Genomic DNA, 20,074 nt, shown 5'->3' on the forward strand with positions numbered 1-20,074 from the left:
CCATGCAAGTCCAACCCATTGGCCAATTGCTCCTTGCCCTTGCGGTTGCCACGGCGCCGCTTTGCTTTGCATTGCCATGGTGGGCCATCGGCTGGTGTATGGCGTTCTGGGGATATCTGTGGGTCCGGGGCCCCGCCCACTCGGCCGTGCCCTCCCGGTCCATCCGTTTGATTTTTTTTTCGATTGGATTGATCCTGGTTTTCATTTCTGCCGGCCTGCGGTTTGACGGCAGTGACTTTATTACCTTGTTGGCGGTCATGGCCGGCGTCAAACCATTGGAAGTGCGCGGCCATCGGGACAGCATGGTAACGGTGTTTCTGGCCTATTTCTTGACTATCACCAGTCTGTTTGTTTTTGAGAATTTGGCCATGACTGTTTATCTGTTTATATCGGTCTGGGTCACCACCGCGGTACTGATTCATGTCAATCACCCTGCCGGTTCCTTTGGGCCGCAGCTGAAACTCTCGGCCCGGTTGGTGCTTTGGGCGGTTCCGCTGATGATGGTTTTTTTTCTCGCTTTTCCCAGGCTTTCCGGCAGTTTGATGAATGCGCCATGGTCCCGCCAGAATCGTTCCGGATTTTCAACCCTAATGCGCATGGGCGATGTATCCCGCCTGGTGACCATGGATACACCCGCGTTTTCCGTTTTTTTTGACTCCTCCTTGCCCGAAGCCGACCAGCGCTATTGGCGGGGTATTGTTTTCCAATCCTTTGACGGCGATACCTGGACGCCCATCCACCGTCAACGTGCCCGGCGAAGCAGCATTAAGGGTAAAGTCCTGACCCGCTACCGAGTCGTGCTGGAGCCCCACGGCCACCGCAACCTGTTTGCTTTGGACCTGCCCGTTACGGCCACGCCGGTGGCCACGATCATGGCGGATCATACCCTGCAAACCCGGAGGCCCGTTAGGCAACGATTGACCTATGCAGTCACCACGGCCTTGGACCATCGTCAGGACCGGATCGGCCATCCAGGTGATCGATACCTGCAACTGCCGGCAAACAGGAATCCGCAAACCCTGGAATTGGGCCGGCAATTGGCCCTTGCCCATACCGACCCCACAGCCCGGGTCAGGGCCGGGCTTGATCTATTCCGCAGCGAGGGATTCACCTATACCCTGAAGCCGGATCGCCTGGGCCGGGATGCGGTGGATGACTTCCTTTTTATCAGCCGCAATGGTTTTTGTGAACATTTTGCCAGCGCCTTTACCGTGCTGATGCGCTCGGCAGGTGTACCCGTGCGAATGGTCGGGGGGTACCTGGGCGGGCGATGGAATGCCGTGGGTCATTTTCTGACGGTGCGTCAGGCCGATGCCCATGTTTGGTGCGAAGTGTGGATAAAAGGGGCCGGTTGGGTTCGGGTAGATCCGACCCTCGCCGTGGCCCCTGATCGTGTCGATGATGGTATTGATGGGTTTTTGAATACCGGGTCGTGGTTGTCGGTCATTTCCCAGGATCATTGGCTGAGGCGCTGGATCGAAACCATCCGGCTGGGGTGGCAGACTGTTAATTTCCGCTGGGACATCTGGTTTATGGGCTTTTCCGCAACGGATCAGGCCGCGCTTGTGAAAAAGGTATGGCATTGGCGGTACGGGGTGTTGTTGGTCGGTGCACTGCTTGGACTGACGATTGCCGCTTTTTTTGTGTATCGGCGGCAACGCCAGCGGCAACCGGTAGCCATTGAGGATCAAGCCCTTATCCTTTACAATCGCTTTTTAAAAAAAATGTCCCGGATTGGCTTGGCCAAGCCGCCATATCAGGGGGCATATGATTATTCCCGGCGAGTGGCCGGCGATCATCCGGCATTCGAAAAAGCGGTCGCTGAAATTGTGGACTGTTACCTGTCACTGCGATACGGTCGTGAGCCTGGTGATGATGACTTGAAAACGTTGCGTCAGTTGGTGCGACGGTTTCATCCGAGGAAAAGATTAAAAATGGATAATGAATAATGGATAACGGAAAATTGAGAATGGATAATGGTGGATAACTTCGTTTTAGCCCCCTGAACCCACCAACTAACCAACTAACCAACTAACTAACTAACTAACTAACTAACTAACTAACTAACTAACTCATTAATCTGTTGGCGTCAGTGATCCCCGATGAACAGCCGTCCGGCCAAACCGCTCGGCAATGCGGTCAATCGCATGATCCACTTTTTCCCAGCCGTCTGCCTTGCGATCAGGACTTGTAAACAGACAGCCCTGCTGGGGGGGGGTGTCGGCGATCAGGGACGAGGCCCCCACGCCGATCAGCCTTAGGGCCTTGTCCAAGCGGTGATGGCCCAGCAGCGCAGTTGCCGTCTGGTAAATCATTTCCGATGATTGAGTGGGGCGGGCAAGGGTAATGCTGCGGGTCATCAGTTTGAAATCGTGGTCCTTCATTTTTAAGGTAATGGTGCGGGCCAGGAAACCGTCGCGGCGCAACTGACGCCCGACCTCCTGGCTTTGCGCCAACAGGTGTTTTTGAAGGTCTTCCCGATTGAGCGTATCGGCGGGCAGTGTTCGTTCCGTGGAAATGGATTTGGTGGGCGTATGGGGGGTGACCCGGGTGTCGTCTTTGCCATGCGCCAGGTCCACGAGGCGTCCGCCGAACTTTCCCAATCGCGCCTTGAGCAATTCTGGATTGATGACTTGAATATCTCCCAGGCTGCGAAGCCCCATTGCTTTCAACTGACCATAAGCGGTTTTACCCACGCCGGGAACTTTTTCCAACGGCAGTGTTTTGATCGTATCGGCAACTTCTGCAGGATGGATGACGGTCAGGCCATCGGGCTTTTGCATATCCGAGGCGATTTTGGCTAAAAATTTTAAGGGGGCCACACCAATGGAGCAGGTTAGTCTGGTCTGCCGGGTGATTTCAGACTTGATGGTGCTGGCCATGGTCCGTGCCGGACCAAACAGCCGTTCGCACCCGGCGGCATCCAAATAGGCCTCGTCAATGGAAACTTGTTCCACGACTGGTGAATAGTTACTCAAAATTGCCATGATCGACCGGGATACCGCTGCATAATGGTCTTTTCGGGGTGGGACGATCGTCAGATGGCTGCAGCGCTGTTTGGCCATGAACATGGGCATGGCACTGTGGATTCCATACCGGCGGGCTTCGTAACTGGCCGCTGCCACGACACCGCGGCCGGAAGCGCCGCCCACGACCAGGGGGTTGCCCTTAAGGTCCGGGTTATCCCGCTGTTCGACAGAGGCAAAAAAAGCATCCATGTCAATATGCAAAATCATGGATGTACTTTAGCCTGCCAGCCCGTCTCTTTCAAGCTAATGGCCTTGCCAAACTCAATTGAATCCACCGTTGGGGCAAAAAATAAATCCATAGAATAGGCTTCTTGGGTTGCAAAAGATTACAAAAATGTTGTAAGCAGCACCCAATTAACTATTTTGTGACCTCAAAAGTGTCATGTTGATAAAGGAAAGTTCATGAAAGCGATCGAACAAGTCACCTTGCTTTACGAAATATCCAATGCCCTCAACGAGCATTTGGATTTGAAAAAATCCATGTTCAAAGCGTTGGATATTTTATCAAATACGCTGCAAATGGAGCGCGGCACAATATCTATCCTGAACCCCCTTAGAAATGAAATCAGTATCGAGGTGGCCCACAGTTTATCAAAAAGCGCCATGGATCGAGTCAAATACAAATTGGGAGAGGGTATCATCGGGCGGGTGATTCAGACCGGTGAAGCCGTGGCGATCCCCAAGATCAGTGAAGAACCCTTGTTCCTTAATCGGACGGCATCTCGCAAGATGAAAGACATGGGGGAGATTTCGTTCATATGCGTGCCAGTGCAAAAAGGGACGCAGGTGGTGGGGGCCTTGAGCGTGGATCGCGCGTATGATCCTGAATATTCACTTGAAGATGGTACGAAACTGCTTTCCGTTGTGGCAACCATGCTGGCCCGCCATGCCATCAATCTGGAAACCATCCAGCTGGAAAAGGAAGCCTTGCGGGATGAAAACAAACGCTTGAAAGACGAACTGGAGAATAAGTACCGCATCAACAACATCATCGGCAACAGCAACAAAATGCGCGAAGTGTTTCAGATGATCAGCCAGGTGTCGCGCAGCAACGCCACCGTGCTGATTCGCGGGGAAAGTGGGACCGGCAAGGAATTGGTGGCCAATTCCATTCACTACAATTCCAAACGGGCAAAAATGCCGTTCGTCAAGGTGAACTGTGCGGCGATTCCCAATAATTTGATCGAAAGTGAATTGTTTGGCCACGAAAAAGGGGCGTTTACCGGTGCCATCAAACAGAAAGCCGGGCGCTTTGAGTTGGCCCACAAAGGCACCATTTTCCTGGATGAAATTGGAAGCATCGAGCCCGATGTCCAGGTGCGCCTGTTGCGCGTGTTGCAGGAACGGGAGTTCGAACGGGTGGGGGGGCATAAAACCCTCAAGGTGGATGTGCGCATCATTGCCGCCACCAATAAAAATTTGGAGCAGGCTGTCGAAGAGGACACCTTCCGCGGGGACTTGTATTACCGTCTGAATGTGTTTCCCATCTATATGCCACCGTTAAGGGAACGCAAGACCGACATTTTGCTCTTGGCCGATTTCTTTCTGGAACGTTACGCTGAGGAAAATGCTCGAGAGGTCAAGCGGCTTTCCACGCCGGCCATTGATATGCTTATGGCCTACCATTGGCCGGGGAATGTGCGCGAACTGGAAAACTGTGTTGAACGCGCCGTTTTGCTCTGTGAGGAGGGGGCTATCCACAGCTATCATCTGCCGCCTACCCTGCAGACCGGCAGGGAGAGCGGTACACTGCCCGATCTTAGTCTGGAAGATGCCGTGGCCGCCCTGGAGAAAGAGATGATCATCGACGCGCTGAAAAATACGCGCGGCAATATTACCACGGCAGCGGAAGTCCTGAAAACCACCGTGCGCAAATTCGCTTACAAGGCCAAAAAGTTTGGGGTGGATTACCGCACCTATCGGTAATGACTTCTCAAACAGGCGCTAAGAGGCGGCTTCCGGATTACTGCGGATGCGTCCGATCAATACCGATTCATTACGAATGGCGTCGGCCAGCTGTCGGGTGAGCGTGCCTTTCTGAGCGTTGATTTCGCTGATTCCCCTGGCGCGGTCCACCATCCAGATAACGTACATTTTTTCGAGCGCGGCGGTTACTTCAGACATTGCCCTGGACAGCTTGTCCCGAGCCGTGTTGAGTTCTTTGGTTTGGGTGTTGATAATGCTGCTCTGGTTGGGAAATTTAGAACCAAGGCGTTTTAACCGCTTTAATTCCTTGTTCATCATGCTCACGATATCGTCTATGGTGATCAGGTTGTGGTAAAGCGCTCGAGACACATAATCATTGGTAAACCGGACGACTTCCTCTTTGACTTTGTGGGACGAAAGTTTGGTTTGCAGGGGCTTTTTTTTAAAATAGTTGGTGTAGGCCCAAAAGCCTCCTCCCCCGGCCAAGGCCAGCACCAAAACGAGTGCGATGAGAATGCCGGCAGCACTGCCGTTGCTATTGTTCACCTGATGGCAAGGGGGATGGGATGCATGGTGTGTCATGGGATTTTTGTCATTTTGCTATGCGCCGATTCGGTGACGTTTCAATTGGTCGACGGCACAGTTGTTTCAGTCGATGTTTGTGATATTTACCCTCATTATCGGCAGCCATCTTAAAATCTGTATTTTTTTACAACCGTTTCCTAATGGCTTGCATAGGAAGGAACGCGAACAAAGGGAGGCCAGCATGCATACGGCACTGACCATTGCCGGTTCCGATTCATCGGGCGGGGCCGGTATTCAGGCGGATCTGAAAACTTTTCAGGCATTGGGCGTATTTGGTATGAGCGCCGTGACGGCGGTAACCGTGCAAAACACGCAGAAGGTGTATGACATTCAGGAAATGCGCCCCCAGATTGTGCACGACCAGATCGCCTGCCTGTTTGACGATATTTCCATTGAGGCCGTTAAAATCGGCATGGTGGCCAGCATTCCGTTGATTGAATCCATCGCCAGTGCACTCGGTTCGATTGCCAGCCTTCCACCGGTAATCCTGGACCCGGTAATGATATCCAAAAGCGGGTACGCACTGCTCAAGCCTAACGCCCAGGCCGCCCTGGTCCAACACCTTTTTCCCCTGGCGCATGTGGTGACGCCCAATCTACCCGAAGCCGAAGCTTTGCTGGGAAAGGAAATCACCGACATAGAGGGGATGAAGCAAGCCGCCAGGGAGATTGCCGATTTAGGTGCTCGCATGGTGGTGGTGAAAGGTGGACATTTGGGGCAGGACAATGCCACGGATGTCCTTTTTGACGGGAATAAATGTCGGCTGCTGGAGCACCGACGCATTCAAACGGCCAATACCCATGGTACCGGATGCACTTTCTCCGCAGCCATCGCGGCATATATGGCCAAGGGACAGACCTTTTTTGATGCCGTGTCCCAGGCCAAGACCTACATTACGGGGGCCATTGAAAATGCCTTTGACCTTGGCAAAGGGTGCGGCCCGACGCATCATTTTTATGATTTATACCAAAAGGCGGGGATGGTCATTGACTGAAGGGGAGGACTTGTCGCCCCCGCCCTTCAGCACTACGCTCATAGCGCACCCATTGTCTATGGCCTGATTCAGACTTCTCAAGCAGGCTCTTAGATAGTGCCCATCCATAAATGGCCAATTTGCCCGATATCGGCGTTGCGCGAAAAATTTAATCCTCGGAATATCAACCATATGCCTGTGGTTAAATTTTTCGCGCGCCTTGATCTCGACCAAATTTGCCTATTTCTGGATAGACACTAGATAACTCGAGGATCGATACTGCTTCCTGGTACAGGTAACTCGGTAATCGAAAGCAGAACAAACTTTAAGCAAACCATATACCAAGTTTTATTTGGGCGTATGGAAGCGAAACCATTTGATATTGTTTGTATAAATAAAAGGTGAGAAGTTTGATGCCGGGAATTTGGCCGTTTAATAAAAACGGGTGGGGAAAAATGGTATTTGGGACGCACTGAAATTGTATTTGAGCGGTTGATCACCGCCGGTTAGCGGATGGTACATCGTAAAACAAAAGGCTCGGCGAATTCTTTCAGCTGCTGCATGGTTTCCGGGAGGATGGTCGGATCCTGATCTTGGCCAAATTCAGGGTCTAAACACGTGGCCCGGGGGTTGAATGGCTGGAGTACATAATGGGTGGCGCCTTCGATGGTTCTGGCAATGGATTTGATCGCCTCGGCACTGATAAAAGGGCGTACACAGGTAGTCCGAAATTCATAGGCCGGCGCATGATCCATGATCCGCCGAATACTCTCGGTCAGTCGCGCCTTGGTGTGTGAATGACGGCTAAAGGGCTGATAGGCGTCTAAGGGCGCCTTGATATCCATGGCCACAAAATCCAACAAATTCTGATCAAGAAGCCGGCCCAACGTGTCGGGGCGGCTCCCATTGGTGTCCAGTTTGACCGGATAGCCCAACGCTTTGATGGATTGGCAAAGCTCAGCCAGCCCCCTTTCCAAGGTGGGTTCGCCACCCGTGATGGTAACCCCCTCCAGCAGGCCCTTTCTTTTGGATAAAAAATCAATCACCTCACTGAAAGGGATCTGCTGCGGATACTCGCCCCGGGCCAGTTCAGGATTGTGGCAGTACGGACAGATGAAATTACAACCGGTTAGAAAAAGCACACAACTGATCTTGCCCGGGAAATCGATAAACGAGTTTTTTTGCAGCCCTGCGATGAACAATGGCTATACACTCCCCAGCTGTTTCAGCGAATCCTCGACCAATACCGTATCCCTTGATTTCAGCGGTTTATCCTGGAGCGGTTGGCTGGAACGGTTTTCTTCCATGACCACCGCTGCGGTAACCCCATCCGCCTCATGGGGAACTTTAAATGTCCGCCGTCTGCAGTATTCAGCCTGTTTGCCGTCGTTCCACTGTTTTATCGGTCTCAGGTAGCCAACCACGCGGGAATAGACTTCGGTCTCCTGATCGCAATACGAACAGCGGGGTTGCTCACCGGCAAGGTACCCGTGGGACGGGCAGACAGAGAATGTGGGGGTCAGGGTAAAATAGGGCAGACGGTAGTTGCCCGACACCTTGCGAATCAGGGATTTGACTGTTTCGATGTCACCGACCTGTTCTCCCAGGAACAGGTGCAGCACGGTGCCGCCGGTATACTTGGTCTGCAGGGTGTCCTGGAGCATCAAGGTCTCGAAGATATCATCGCTGTGGTTGACCGGCAGCTGGGTGGAGTTGGTGTAAAAGGGCGCTGCACCGTGTTGAATATCTTCCTCGTTGGCACAGACAATGTCCGGAAAGCGCCGTCTGTCGATCATGGCCAGGCGATAGGAGGTGCCTTCGGCCGGTGTGGCTTCCAGGTTGAAGATGTCTCCAGTGTGGTCCTGGATTTCGGCAATCATGGATCTCAACGCATCCATGACCCTGACGGCAAATGTCTGGCCATCGGCAGTGGTGATGTCCGTTCCCAGAAAATTCAGGCAGGCTTCGTTCATGCCTATAATGCCGATGGTCGAAAAGTGATTTTTCCAGTACACACCGGAACGATTCTTGATATCGCGCAAGTAGAATTTGGAATAGGGATAGAGATTTTTGTCGGTAAACTGCTCCAGCACCTTACGCTTGATAGCCAGGCTCTCGATGGCCAGATTCACTTTGGCCCGTAAGGTGGCGAAAAACTCATCCTCACTCATGGCCACATAGCCGATGCGCGGCAGGTTGATGGTTACCACCCCGATGGAACCGGTGAGCGGATTGGCGCCGAACAGGCCGCCGCCGCGCTTGAGCAGTTCGCGATTGTCCAGCCGCAGGCGGCAACACATGCTGCGGGCGTCCTCCGGCGACATATCCGAATTGACGAAGTTGGAGAAATAGGGAATGCCATATTTGCCGGTCATTTGCCAGACCGGTTCCAGATTGGGATTATCCCAATCAAAATCCGCAGTGATGTTGTAGGTGGGAATGGGAAAGGTAAACACCCGGCCCTTGGCATCGCCTTCGATCATGACTTCGGCAAAGGCCCGGTTGAAAATATCCATTTCCGCCTGGAACTCACCGTAGGTGGTGGTTTGGGTTTCGCCGCCGATGATTACTGGATGGTCTTTCAGGGTGCCCGGCACGTAAAGATCCATGGTGATGTTGGTAAACGGCGTCTGGAAACCGACCCGTGTGGGAATGTTGATGTTGAAGACAAATTCCTGCAGGGCCTGTTTGACCTTGTCGTAGCTTAGCTGGTCATGGCGGATAAAGGGCGCCAGCAGGGTGTCGAAATTGGACAGGGCCTGGGCGCCGGCCGCCTCTCCCTGAAGGGTATAGAAGAAATTGACAATCTGTCCCAGGGCTGAACGCAGATGTTTGGGGGGCGCGCTTTCCACTTTGCCTTCAACGCCTTTGAAACCATTACGTAACAAATCGGTGAGATCCCATCCCACGCAGTACACCGACAACAGGCTGAGGTCGTGGATGTGCAGGTCCCCGTCGGCATGGGCACGCCGGATTTCCGGTGGATAAATTTTATTGAGCCAGTATTCAGAGGTGACGTCCGAAGAAATATAGTTGTTAAGGCCCTGCAGGGAGTAACACATGTTGCTGTTTTCTTTGATTTTCCAATCCAGCTTGCGGATATAGTGCTCGACCAGATCCACATGGGCCTTGGTGGCGATGCGGCGGATCTGGGCGTGCTGCTCCCGATAGATGATATACGCTTTGGCCGTCTTGTAATACGGAGAATCGAGCAACACCCGCTCGACGATGTCCTGAATTTCCTCCACTTCAGGCGTGGGCCCCAGGCGCAGCTCATGGACCAGGGTCAATACCCGCAGGGTCATCTTCTTGGCTTCCCGCTGGCTGAATTCCCCGGTTGCCTTTCCGGCTTTGGCGATGGCTGCGGTAATCTTGGATGAATCAAATTCGACAACTCGACCATTACGCTTCTTGATTTCTTCAATCACGGGTATCTCCTCGGACCTTAAGTTTAATTTTGATGATTTGAAACGACGAAAAAACACCGCAGCCGGTATTTTTTCAGGGTGTGCATGAATTCGAGTAAGTTCTGGTAGAAGGTCTTTCCGTCACTGCTTACATGAGGCACAGTGATTTTCTTTTACAACAACATATTGTTGTGTGTCAAGGCGATTTTCCCATATATAGTGGATTTCTGGTGCCCGCTGACCTGCCTCCAACTGCTTGTGTTTGCAAAGGATATGATGAAATCGGAAAAAGTCTTTGTTCGGACGGATTCCTAAAAATCGTCTTATCCCGGTTTCCGAGGAAATATTCAAGTCCAGGAAATCACCCTATTTTGGGGTGACTTTTTTAGAAGATATGGACAATCGCCAGGGGCGCTTTATTTTTATGTAAAAATTGATGCTGAGGCTGGGTCAGGAATAATCTGCAATATATTGTGTGGAAAGTTGCTTGACACACAATATATTGTGTGAGACATTGGATCTACACGCTGGCGGGCAGGGTTGCGGCATTGACGGTTTCCATAGTGTAAGAGCCTGTTTGAGAAGTCTGGATCAGGCCCGATAACAAGGCGGAAAGTGGTTCAAAAGCGGAGCATATGTAATATGTGAGCATTTTGAGACACTTTCCAACGCCGTTAGCGGGCCTTAGACGGATTTATCAAACTGGCTCTAAGGCCCGTAATCGCAAGTTCTCCCTCTCTCCCGGTGCCATGCCAGCAGCGCCCAAGCCGGGCCGATCATCCCAAGCGTCCTGACATTGCTGAATCGAGCGTCAAACCCGAAGCGGGGCCGTTTACCATAAGGTGATGTCAGGGTGTTGCCTGGTGCATCAAGCAATTCAGACCAGCGAAAAAACGATCCAAATAACGCGTATCGGAAAATGGAGAGTTAAATGCTTATGGCACAAAAAGAGAAAATTCTCATCGTGGAAGATGGAAATGTGGACCTGACCACCCATGTCTGGGATGATCAGGCCTTTTGTAAGACCCTTGTTGGTGCCAATGCGGTCAACAAAGCGCAAGCCAAGGACATTGCCCGCTTTATCCGTTCCACGATTGACCGTATGGACCTTCGTCACATCACCTCTCCCATGGTGGATGAAATGGTCAAGGCCAAAATGGCCGAATATGGACTGGACAACCACCAGCCGCTACGCCTGACCTGCAACATGTTTGTCAGAAATGGCATTGATCTTTCCCCCAACGCCAAAACGGTCCTGGAGCGGCGCTATCTGAAAAAGGCCATGGATGGTACGCTGCAGGAGACACCGGCCCAGATGTTCCACCGCGTGGCGCGCCACATTGCCCAGGCGGAGAAAAATTATGACGCCCAGGCCGATGTGAAAAAACTCGCTGAGAAATTTTACGCACTGATGACGCGCTTTCGGTTTTTGCCCAATTCACCGACACTGATGAATGCCGGCAGAAGCCTTGGGCAACTGGCGGCCTGTTTTGTGCTGCCCATCGAAGATACCATGGAGGGAATTTTCGATGCACTGAAAAACGCGGCCATCATTCATAAATCCGGTGGTGGCACGGGATTTTCCTTTTCCCGCCTGCGTCCCAAAAGCTCGACGGTGGGCACGACCGGCGGGATTGCCTCCGGTCCGATTTCCTTTATGAAAATTTTCAACACGGCCACCGAACAGGTCAAGCAGGGGGGCACCCGCAGAGGGGCCAATATGGCCATTTTGCGTGTGGATCATCCGGATATTATCGAGTTTATCCACTGCAAGGCCACCAACACCGAGCTCAACAACTTCAACATTTCCGTAGGCATTACCGAGGCTTTCATGGAGGCCGTTAAAAACGATGGCGACTATGCGCTGTTGGATCCGCGGGACGGGAAACCTGTTCAAAACCTAAACGCCCGTGAGGTATACGACCAACTGGTAAAGCAAGCCTGGAAAAACGGTGACCCGGGAATCGTTTTTCTTGATCGGATGAACCGTGACAATCCAACGCCCGCGCTGGGTGAGATTGAAAGCACCAACCCTTGCGGCGAGCAGCCACTGCTTCCCATGGAAGCGTGCAACCTGGGCTCCATCAATCTGGGGAAGTTCGTTGCCTCCAAAAACAATACACCGCAGATCGATTACGCGGCCCTGAAAGAAACCGTCTGGACCGCCGTCCACTTTCTGGACAATACCATTGATATGTCCCGCTATCCCCTGGCGGCCATCGATCAAATGGTCAAGGCCAACCGCAAGATCGGACTGGGGATTATGGGGTTTGCCGATCTGCTGTTTCAGTTGGGCACGCCTTACAACAGTGAAGACGCATTGGCCGTCGCCGAGGAGGTCATGGGATTCGTGCAGACTGAATCCCACCAGGCCTCCCTGGCCCTGGCCGAAAAGCGCGGGGTGTTTCCCAACTACGAAAAAAGTCGCTTTGGCGGTGACGCCGCCAAGGCCTATCGCAATGCCACCACCACTACCATCGCCCCCACGGGAACGCTGAGTATTATTTGCAACTGCTCATCGGGTATTGAACCGCTGTTTGCGCTCAGTTTTGTACGGACGGTCATGGACAACGACAAGCTGGTGGAGGTCAATCCCCATTTCGAAAACGTCGCTAGAAAGCAGGGGTTTTACTCCCCATCACTGATGGAGGCGATTGCTCGATCCGGATCCGTGGCCCATCTGAAGGACATCCCCGATGATGTTAAACGGGTGTTCGTCACCGCTCACGATATTTCCCCGGAATGGCATTTGCGCATGCAGGCGGCTTTCCAGAAATACACCGACAATGCCGTATCCAAGACGGTGAACCTGGCCCATGACGCCACGGTGGCCGATGTGCGCAGGATTTATGATTTGGCCTGGAAGCTTGGCTGCAAAGGCGTCACCATTTATCGGGACGGCAGTAAAGAGAATCAGGTGCTCTCTTTTTCCTCCAATAAAAAGAAAGAGGATGCCTTCATGACCGCCGTGCGCAAACGGCCCGACACCCTGGAAGGGTTTACCACCCGTGTCAAAACCGGATTGGGCCAGCTTTACGTGACGGTGACCGAATACGATGGCAAACCATTCGAGGTTTTTGCCACAATTGGCAAATCCGGCCGCTCCACAACTGCTAAAACAGAGGCCATCGGCCGTTTGGTATCCCTGGCCTTCCGATCAGGGGTGACCGTCGATAAAGTGGTGGAACAGCTAAAAGGCATTGGCGGTGAACATCCGGTTTTTCAAAACGGTGGGTTGGTCCTGTCCATTCCCGATGCCATTGCGCGGGTGCTTGAAAAACGGTATCTCAAGGATCGTCAAAAAACCAAGTCGGTCGGCAGTCTGAGAGGGGAGGTGTGCCCTGAATGCAATCAGACGGTGAGCTTTGAAGAGGGGTGTATGACGTGTCACTTCTGCGGGTTCACCAAATGCGGATAGTCATCACCGCATGCGCATCATCCGGCGCATGGGCGACTGTGGGGTGACCCACAGGTAGTCGGCCCAGGACAGCTCGGCTTCACCGTCCACGGGTGTCAGGTAAATGGTTTTAAAGGGCGCCGGGTTGCGCGCATAAGCCCGGTTGGGGATACCGAATTTTTTTATGATATGACCGTTGCCAACCAGCACCACCATTTTCCCTGACCCCAGATGGGTGGCCACTTTATCGGCCATGGCATCTTCCCAGGTGCATTGCGCCTCATAGAAATAGGCGAATGTATCCCGCCCTTTGATGGTGTGCATTTTAAAAATATCTTCAATATAGGCCCGGTGATCGGTATTGCTGGTGTCGATTGTCTCCGGCAGATGTCGGCTGTCATCGGCAGACAGGCTGGCGATGCCTCCCACCCCGATTCGTGCGGGGATATAGGAGGGAACGTTCAGGGCGATCAGCCGAATTCCTTTTTCTTTTGCATAATCCAGGATACCGCGGTACAAGCCATAGTCAAAGCGCCAGTTGGCGTACCAATGGGTTCGCTGTAAAAATTGGGTTTCGTCGAGTTTTCCGGCAACCCAATCATCAAGCACCGGTTGGTAGGTGTAATCGAACATTTCCATGCCGATGGTCAGATCCGGTGTGATCCGGGCAAGGGCCTGGATGACTTCCAGTTGAATGGTATGGTGGGACGGGTTGGTATGCTGCTCTCCCACATAGACCACACGAACCTTGGCCAAATCTGAATAGAGCGTTTCACGCGAGACAGTTGACGCGGTATCGGTTTCTAATATCGCGTGTTCCACCAATCGGGCCTCGCTGTCCTTGATGATCAGCGTTTTTGGCTGCACTGCACATCCTCCTGCGGTTAGCATCAGCATCACGGCCATGATCCACAGCAGTGGGAAACGCCCACCGGTAAAACATAAACCGCTGCGATGCGCGTGGCGAGGCGTAAAATACGATGGAATCGAGCTCCAGCTATGGTAAAGGGTCATATCAGTCCTTGAATATCGGAGATTGATTTGAAGATAAAATTCAAAAGTGATCTGCTTTTCCGCAAAGCTTTCATCCCTTGGTATGACACGGAACTTTCCTTGATCCTGACCTTGATTTTTGCCGTGGTGGTATTGCTGTTCAGTATGGTGGGGATTGCTGCAGCCTTGGATACACTGCGCTTTACCGGCTATATCTGGCTCCCCTGCCTATTGATGGTGCTTTCACTGACACTTACCATTTCAAGCCTGATCCGCCTGATCAGAAGATGGAATATTTAAGGATCGGAAATTTTGTTAATTGATCAAAATTGCTTGTTCTTGCGCGCTTGACCAGCTTGGATGATCGGTGGGGCGCTTACGCCTTGTGTTTCTAATTGTTTTTTTCCACAAAGGTTTTAAAACTCATCGTCTGGTAGCTGTCCGAGTTAATATATTTTAAAATGGAAAGCATCTCTTTGGGGGGGATATACCCAGGTCGATTGCCGATCATGGCCCCGTTTTCCGCGATAAACCAAGTGCTGGGCAGGCCGGTGACCTTGTATTTGGTGGCGATGGCCTGCTGCCTGTCAGAGTTGACGCTGATGGGCACGAAATTGCGATTGACGTAAGCGATCACGCTGGGGTTTTGGAACGTTTCCTTTTCCATTTTAAGACAGTATCGACACCAGTCGGCATTGAAAACCAGGAACACCTTCTTTTTTTCGGTCTCGCCCCGTTTACGGCCTTCTTCATATGCCATCCATTGAATCCCATCACCGTTTTGAGCGGCTTGCGGTGCGGGATTGTAAAGAAACGGAATAACCATCAAGACCAAAACCACAATTGTCAGGTACCATTTTTTTTGCATCACGTAATGTTATCCTATGCGCTGATCAGATTCAATTGGTTGGTAACCAGGAGCAGGCCGATGATCAGCAGCAGCACGCCTGCGGTCACATTAATATACTTTATCGACCATGAGACCTTTTTTATTAAGATAATCAGCGAATCGATGAAAATGGAAAGCACCAGAAACGGAATTGCCAGTCCGGCGGCATAAACCGATAGCAACCCAATTCCTTGACCCACCGTATCCTGGTTACTGGCCACGATCAAAATCGAGCCCAACAGCGGACCGATGCACGGACTCCACCCCGCGCCAAAGGCCATGCCCACGATAAATGTGCCGATAAAAGGGAGAGGCTTTTTTTGAAGGTGCAGACGCCGTTCGAATTCCAGGGCCCTGAACCGAAAAAGGCCGGTCATATGAATACCGAACAAAATAATGGCCACCCCGCCAACGATCCGTATCCAGTCGCGATACTGGAAAATGGCGCCGCCGACAAAAGAGGCCGATGCGCCCATGAGGATGAAAATAGTTGAAAAACCAAGAATATAACTCAAGGTCGACAGGATGATCCGTATCCGTACCCCGGTGCGTTGAACACCGGTCAATTCATCCAGGGAAAAGCCGGTAATAAACGTAAAATACGCTGGGATCAGCGGAAGGATGCAGGGTGAAAAAAAAGAAAGCAGCCCTGCAACCAGAGCGGCGGAATACGAGATTGATTCAGTGAACATAGGCTGGCAATCACTTTCTTGGACAATCTTAATAGTTGCTGGTCTTAGCTATTGAGACCCTAATGTAAAGAGGGTTACAAAAAACGGGCTCGCTGTTGCAGCCTGCTTGCCCATCGTTCGACAAATTCACCAAGATCAAGGCGCCTGCCAGATGATGATCAGAACTTTTTTTGAATGTTGATCCAATCTGAAACGATCGACGGCTGTTGGGTCAAGCGGTGTGGGAAAGATTGCTTGGTTTTGTCAATACCCAGATACCGGCCGCCAGAATTGCCAGGTCGCGCAAGGTGTTCATGGCAATATTGGAAGGCTCTCGGGCAGACAGCGAAAAACAGCCGCACGCGATGTCCAGTCCCCGGTATGCGTTAAAAAAACCGATCCCGATAAAAGCGACCATCATCAAACTGACCAATAGTGCCGCCCCTTTTTCGTAACGGCCGAAAACCAGCGCAACACCGCATAGCGCTTCGATCCAGGGAAGGATGATGGCTGTCAATGTGGCCAGGGGTGGATTGACCAGCTGGTAGTTGGCCACAATGGCGGCAAAGGCGGACGGATCGGCGATTTTTGCAATACTGGAAACCAAGAACACGGCACCCAGCCCAATACTGACGCAAGCCGTTAGTTTTTTGCCGAAAAGAGGGGACACTGCTTTACGATGCCTTTCGGACCCATTTTTGTTGGATTTGATCAGTCATAGTATATTGCCAACGTAATATTACCACGCGAGCCAGACTTTTCAAATAGGCTCTTAGGGCTGGGTTTTCCCGTTGGCAAAGTTTTTAATCATGGCTTCTCCCAGGTCTTTGGAACGGTTGGTGGCTGCTTCCACAGCATCGATCAGCGTGGTGCGCAGTCCCCCTTTTTCCAATGTGTGCAGCCCGACGATGGACGTTCCCCCCGGAGACGTGACCGAATCTTTCAACTGACCGGGATGGGCCTCGGTCTCGAGGAGCAGTTTGGCGGCGCCCAGGATGGTCTGGGAGGCAAGCAGCTGGGAATCTTTTCGCGATAGGCCGACCTTAACGCCGGCATCGGCCAGGGCGTCCACGATCATGAAAATATAAGCCGGTCCGCTGCCGCTTAGGCCCGTAACGGCGTCCATGAGGTAATTTTCCTTGAGGAAAATGGATTTGCCGACGGAATTAAAAATCGCCATGGCCAGCTTGACGTCTTCTTCGGTTGCATGGTCGCCGGCGGCGATGGCAGTTGCGCCTTCGCGGACGGCAACAGCCACGTTGGGCATGACCCGGATCAGACGCAAATCCTTTTTCAGCAACGACTCAATGGCCGCCAACGGAACACCGGCGGCGATGGAGATGATCAGCTTGCTCATATCCAGATGCGCGGCGGTCTCTTTGAGCACGCTGGCCATGATCTGGGGTTTGATGGCGTAAATGATGATATCGGCCTTGTTAATGACCTCGATATTGTCCGTGGTCGTGGCCACGTTGAATTTTTTTTGGGCGGTCTCCAGCTGGCGTTCGTTAGCATCGGAACAGATGATGTTCTCGGCCTTTGTTGAACCGGAACGGAGCAACCCGTCCATAAGGGCGTTGGCCATGTTACCGGCACCGATCAGGCCGATTTTTTTGTCGTTTAACATCGTTTCAATCTCCTCTTAAATCGTGTGGGATGGTAAAGCTTTGCAATCCGTTCACCTACGTTTCCGCCCCGCACCATGTCAAGGAAAATCTGAGACCATTAAAACAGACGTCATCCGTCTGGCCGAAAATGGCCAGATCTTGCGTAAAGATGGTTTCGGTTTAAGCGGTTGCATTTCACATGGGCCAGAAAAAGGGAATAAAGATCATTAAAATAACGAACACGACCAGTGTGAGGGGTAGCCCGAGTTTGACGTAATCGATGAATCGATAACCACCGGGTCCCATGACCAGCACATTGGCCGGATGGGAAACAGGGGATGTGAAACTGGATGAGGCGGCCATGGCTATGCCCATCATCAGGGGGTAGGGGGATATCCCTAAACCGGCGGCGGTTTTCAGGGCAATGGGGACCATCAATACCACCAGGGCCGCCGTGGGGATAACGCTGGTGGCCATGAAGGTAATCAGCATCAACCCTGCCAGTACGGCATGGGGACCAAAGGGGCCTACGACGCCAACCACGCCTTCGGCCAGCAGGCGTGCAGCGCCGGTGTTGTCCAGGGCCGTGCCCAGGGGCAGCATGCCGGCGATCAGAAAAACCGCTTTCCACTCAATGTAGCGGTAGGCCTCCTCCATGGTCAGGCAACGGGTGAGCACCATCGATGCCGCGCCGACGACCACGGCGATATAAATCGGCAGCCATCCGAGGATGACTGGAACCAGCACGGCGGCCATAATGGCCAGCGCCACCTTGGCTTTTTTTTCCCGGGGTGCCTGTTGGGCGGTTTCTGTAAGCACCAGAAAATCAGGTTCGCGGCCCAAGAGGTTGAGTTTTTCCCAAGGCCCGTAAAGCAACAGGGCATCCCCGAACTGCAAGGGCATATCGCGAAGCGCGTCGCGATAGGCTTTGCCCTTGCGCCAGATGGCCAGCACCGTCAAACCGTATTTGTCGCGAAAATGGATTTCCCGCAGGGACATGCCGGAGAGCACACTGTGAGGGGAAAGCGTGGCTTCGACCAACCCCACGCGCTCGTCCTCGATGGTGGATTGATCCGGGCGATGGGTGTCCGTTTCGATGAAAATGCCTTCCAGGCCCTGCATGAGCAGTATCGAAATCATGTCCGTGGTTCCGGCAACGATCAACTGGTCGTCCGCTTCGAAGCGGTCCGAGGAAGCGGGAACCCGGGCTGTACCGTCACGGCGAATGATGACAAGGATCTGAACGTCGACCGCATCACCCAATCGGCTTTCACTCAAAGAGAGTCCGACCAGCTTGGATCTTGCCGGTACACGCAGCCGGCGCAGCCGGTCACCCAGGACCTCGAATTGGGCCACATCCTCGGGGGAAAGGATCTCTGGCGGCTGAAAAGGCGCGTGATCGCCAAGTTCAGTCAATGTTTCCAGGGATCCATGAACCAGTAGCACATCTCCGGCCCGCAGCGGCCTTGCTTTCAGATCCTCAATGATTTGACGATCGTCACGCGCGATACCCAGCACATTCAACCCAAAACGGCTACGGAACCCGATGTCCGAAAGGGTTTGATGCGCATAGGCGCTGTCGGATTTGATTTTTAACCGCGCTACCTGCATGCCATGGGTGAAAAGTACCGCCGGATCAACGGCCCCTTCTTCGGCCAGGAGTTGGCCCCAGTGATTCATCTCGTGGATCTGATCCCGGTTGCCTTCGACGATCAACTGGTCCTCGGCCTGGATCACTTCGGTAATGGGCGGGGCCAACAGGGTCTGATTGCCGCGGGTGATACCAATGACATTGAGCCTCAGGGCCGCGCCGATCCGGCTTTTGGCTAATGTTTTGCCCACAAGCACGGATTGGTCGGGAATCCTGATCTGGAAAAGATGGTCTTTGAGCCGGTAGGCGGAGCGAAAATCCCGTTCCTGCGCGGTGGTTTCCTGGGATAAATTACGTTTGGGCAGCATTCGTGTGCCGACCATGGCAATGAAGGCAATGCCGCCAACCATAACCAAAAGGCCCACGGGGGAGAAATCGAACAGGCTGAACGGCTCCAGGCCGTTATCGCGCAGCGCTTCGCTGACCAGGATGTTGGGCGGTGTACCGATCATGGTGGTCAGACCGCCTAACAGCGATCCATAGGCCAGCGGCATCAACAAAATGGATGGTGAACGGCTGGTTTTGCGGGCAATGTCCATGATCACGGGCAGCATGAGTGCGGCCACGGCCACGTTGTTCATGAATGCCGACAATCCACCGGCGATGATCATAATGATGACGATCAGTATTTTTTCCCCACCGCCGGCAACCTTGAGCAACTGGCGGCCGAGAATATTGGCGATGCCGGTGCGTGTCAGTCCGCCGCTCAAGATGAAGACGGCCCAAATGGTAACCACCGCCGGATTGCTGAAACCGGCCAAGGCCTCTTTAGGTGTGACAATACCGGTGATTGCCAGCATCCCCATGACCAGCATGGCCAACACTTCCAAGGGGGTCCACTCGGTAATGAGTAAAATGATAACGGCACCAAGGATCGCCAATACAATGATGATTTCCGCAGACATGGGATGACTCCCTTTAACCTGAGTAATGATGGATTGTGTAT

General features: G+C 52.7%; 15 protein-coding genes. 5 read left to right on the forward strand and 10 right to left on the reverse strand.

Annotated elements, in window-relative coordinates:
- Positions 1 to 2: 2 nt before the first annotated feature.
- A complete protein-coding gene (locus tag Dvar_RS10285; protein ID WP_419661596.1) occupies positions 3 to 1,949 on the forward strand; it encodes a transglutaminase TgpA family protein in 1,947 nt (648 codons plus the stop codon).
- Between the two features lie 126 nt (positions 1,950 to 2,075).
- Here Dvar_RS10285 and Dvar_RS10290 read toward each other — a convergent pair whose 3' ends face one another.
- Positions 2,076 to 3,236: a DNA polymerase IV gene (locus Dvar_RS10290; RefSeq protein WP_419661597.1), complete on the reverse strand. Its 1,161-nt coding sequence runs from the start codon at positions 3,234 to 3,236 to the stop codon at positions 2,076 to 2,078.
- Positions 3,237 to 3,431: 195 nt separating this feature from the next.
- Between Dvar_RS10290 and nifA the strand changes: the two genes are divergently transcribed.
- Entirely contained in the window at positions 3,432 to 4,955 is a 1,524-nt protein-coding gene (gene nifA, locus Dvar_RS10295; protein WP_419661598.1) for a nif-specific transcriptional activator NifA, read from the forward strand.
- An 18-nt stretch (positions 4,956 to 4,973) separates the two neighbouring features.
- Here nifA and Dvar_RS10300 read toward each other — a convergent pair whose 3' ends face one another.
- Complete coding sequence (locus Dvar_RS10300; RefSeq protein ID WP_419661599.1) at positions 4,974 to 5,537, reverse strand: hypothetical protein; 564 nt, start codon at positions 5,535 to 5,537, stop codon at positions 4,974 to 4,976.
- 184 nt (positions 5,538 to 5,721) lie between these two features.
- Between Dvar_RS10300 and thiD the strand changes: the two genes are divergently transcribed.
- Positions 5,722 to 6,534, forward strand: a complete 813-nt coding sequence (thiD, locus tag Dvar_RS10305) for a bifunctional hydroxymethylpyrimidine kinase/phosphomethylpyrimidine kinase (RefSeq protein ID WP_419661600.1) — start codon at positions 5,722 to 5,724, stop codon at positions 6,532 to 6,534.
- A 485-nt stretch (positions 6,535 to 7,019) separates the two neighbouring features.
- Here thiD and Dvar_RS10310 read toward each other — a convergent pair whose 3' ends face one another.
- Together Dvar_RS10310 and Dvar_RS10315 are read right to left on the reverse strand one after the other, a co-directional pair.
- A complete protein-coding gene (locus Dvar_RS10310; RefSeq protein WP_419661601.1) occupies positions 7,020 to 7,715 on the reverse strand; it encodes an anaerobic ribonucleoside-triphosphate reductase activating protein in 696 nt (231 codons plus the stop codon).
- A gap of 3 nt (positions 7,716 to 7,718) precedes the next feature.
- Positions 7,719 to 9,941: a ribonucleoside triphosphate reductase gene (locus tag Dvar_RS10315; RefSeq protein ID WP_419661602.1), complete on the reverse strand. Its 2,223-nt coding sequence runs from the start codon at positions 9,939 to 9,941 to the stop codon at positions 7,719 to 7,721.
- A 910-nt stretch (positions 9,942 to 10,851) separates the two neighbouring features.
- Here Dvar_RS10315 and Dvar_RS10320 point away from each other — a divergent pair.
- Entirely contained in the window at positions 10,852 to 13,338 is a 2,487-nt protein-coding gene (locus Dvar_RS10320; RefSeq protein ID WP_419661603.1) for a vitamin B12-dependent ribonucleotide reductase, read from the forward strand.
- Positions 13,339 to 13,341: 3 nt separating this feature from the next.
- On the opposite strand, the gene Dvar_RS10325 is transcribed toward Dvar_RS10320, so the two are convergent.
- Positions 13,342 to 14,331, reverse strand: coding sequence for a ChaN family lipoprotein (locus Dvar_RS10325; RefSeq protein ID WP_419661604.1), 990 nt, complete (start codon positions 14,329 to 14,331; stop codon positions 13,342 to 13,344).
- A 27-nt stretch (positions 14,332 to 14,358) separates the two neighbouring features.
- Between Dvar_RS10325 and Dvar_RS10330 the strand changes: the two genes are divergently transcribed.
- On the forward strand, positions 14,359 to 14,610 hold the full coding sequence (locus tag Dvar_RS10330; RefSeq protein WP_419661605.1) for a hypothetical protein: 252 nt from the start codon (positions 14,359 to 14,361) through the stop codon (positions 14,608 to 14,610).
- Positions 14,611 to 14,701: 91 nt separating this feature from the next.
- Here the strand turns inward: Dvar_RS10330 and Dvar_RS10335 are convergent, their stop codons facing one another.
- From Dvar_RS10335 to Dvar_RS10355, 5 genes are all read right to left on the reverse strand, one after another.
- Positions 14,702 to 15,178, reverse strand: a complete 477-nt coding sequence (locus tag Dvar_RS10335) for a thioredoxin family protein (RefSeq protein ID WP_419661606.1) — start codon at positions 15,176 to 15,178, stop codon at positions 14,702 to 14,704.
- 14 nt (positions 15,179 to 15,192) lie between these two features.
- Positions 15,193 to 15,891 carry a cytochrome c biogenesis CcdA family protein gene (locus Dvar_RS10340; RefSeq protein ID WP_419661607.1) on the reverse strand — a complete coding sequence of 233 codons (699 nt, stop codon included), beginning with the start codon at positions 15,889 to 15,891 and terminating at the stop codon, positions 15,193 to 15,195.
- A gap of 211 nt (positions 15,892 to 16,102) precedes the next feature.
- Positions 16,103 to 16,540 carry a MauE/DoxX family redox-associated membrane protein gene (locus tag Dvar_RS10345; protein ID WP_419661608.1) on the reverse strand — a complete coding sequence of 146 codons (438 nt, stop codon included), beginning with the start codon at positions 16,538 to 16,540 and terminating at the stop codon, positions 16,103 to 16,105.
- 102 nt (positions 16,541 to 16,642) lie between these two features.
- On the reverse strand, positions 16,643 to 17,497 hold the full coding sequence (gene proC, locus Dvar_RS10350) for a pyrroline-5-carboxylate reductase (protein WP_419661609.1): 855 nt from the start codon (positions 17,495 to 17,497) through the stop codon (positions 16,643 to 16,645).
- A gap of 175 nt (positions 17,498 to 17,672) precedes the next feature.
- Positions 17,673 to 20,033 carry an SLC13 family permease gene (locus Dvar_RS10355; protein ID WP_419661610.1) on the reverse strand — a complete coding sequence of 787 codons (2,361 nt, stop codon included), beginning with the start codon at positions 20,031 to 20,033 and terminating at the stop codon, positions 17,673 to 17,675.
- Positions 20,034 to 20,074: the final 41 nt, after the last annotated feature.

Origin of the sequence: Desulfosarcina variabilis str. Montpellier, from assembly GCF_048565275.1 — a bacterium.
GTDB lineage: Bacteria > Desulfobacterota > Desulfobacteria > Desulfobacterales > Desulfosarcinaceae > Desulfosarcina > Desulfosarcina variabilis.

Excerpts from the sequence above, each read along its gene's own strand:
- Dvar_RS10335 (WP_419661606.1), bottom strand. The coding sequence starts at position 15,178 with ATGCAAAAAAAATGGTACCTGACAATTGTGGTTTTGGTCTTGATGGTT.
- nifA (WP_419661598.1), top strand. The coding sequence starts at position 3,432 with ATGAAAGCGATCGAACAAGTCACCTTGCTTTACGAAATATCCAATGCC.
- Dvar_RS10285 (WP_419661596.1), top strand. The coding sequence starts at position 3 with ATGCAAGTCCAACCCATTGGCCAATTGCTCCTTGCCCTTGCGGTTGCC.
- Dvar_RS10290 (WP_419661597.1), bottom strand. The coding sequence starts at position 3,236 with ATGATTTTGCATATTGACATGGATGCTTTTTTTGCCTCTGTCGAACAG.
- Dvar_RS10300 (WP_419661599.1), bottom strand. The coding sequence starts at position 5,537 with ATGACACACCATGCATCCCATCCCCCTTGCCATCAGGTGAACAATAGC.
- Dvar_RS10320 (WP_419661603.1), top strand. The coding sequence starts at position 10,852 with ATGCTTATGGCACAAAAAGAGAAAATTCTCATCGTGGAAGATGGAAAT.
- proC (WP_419661609.1), bottom strand. The coding sequence starts at position 17,497 with ATGTTAAACGACAAAAAAATCGGCCTGATCGGTGCCGGTAACATGGCC.
- Dvar_RS10355 (WP_419661610.1), bottom strand. The coding sequence starts at position 20,033 with ATGTCTGCGGAAATCATCATTGTATTGGCGATCCTTGGTGCCGTTATC.
- Dvar_RS10325 (WP_419661604.1), bottom strand. The coding sequence starts at position 14,331 with ATGACCCTTTACCATAGCTGGAGCTCGATTCCATCGTATTTTACGCCT.
- Dvar_RS10340 (WP_419661607.1), bottom strand. The coding sequence starts at position 15,891 with ATGTTCACTGAATCAATCTCGTATTCCGCCGCTCTGGTTGCAGGGCTG.
- thiD (WP_419661600.1), top strand. The coding sequence starts at position 5,722 with ATGCATACGGCACTGACCATTGCCGGTTCCGATTCATCGGGCGGGGCC.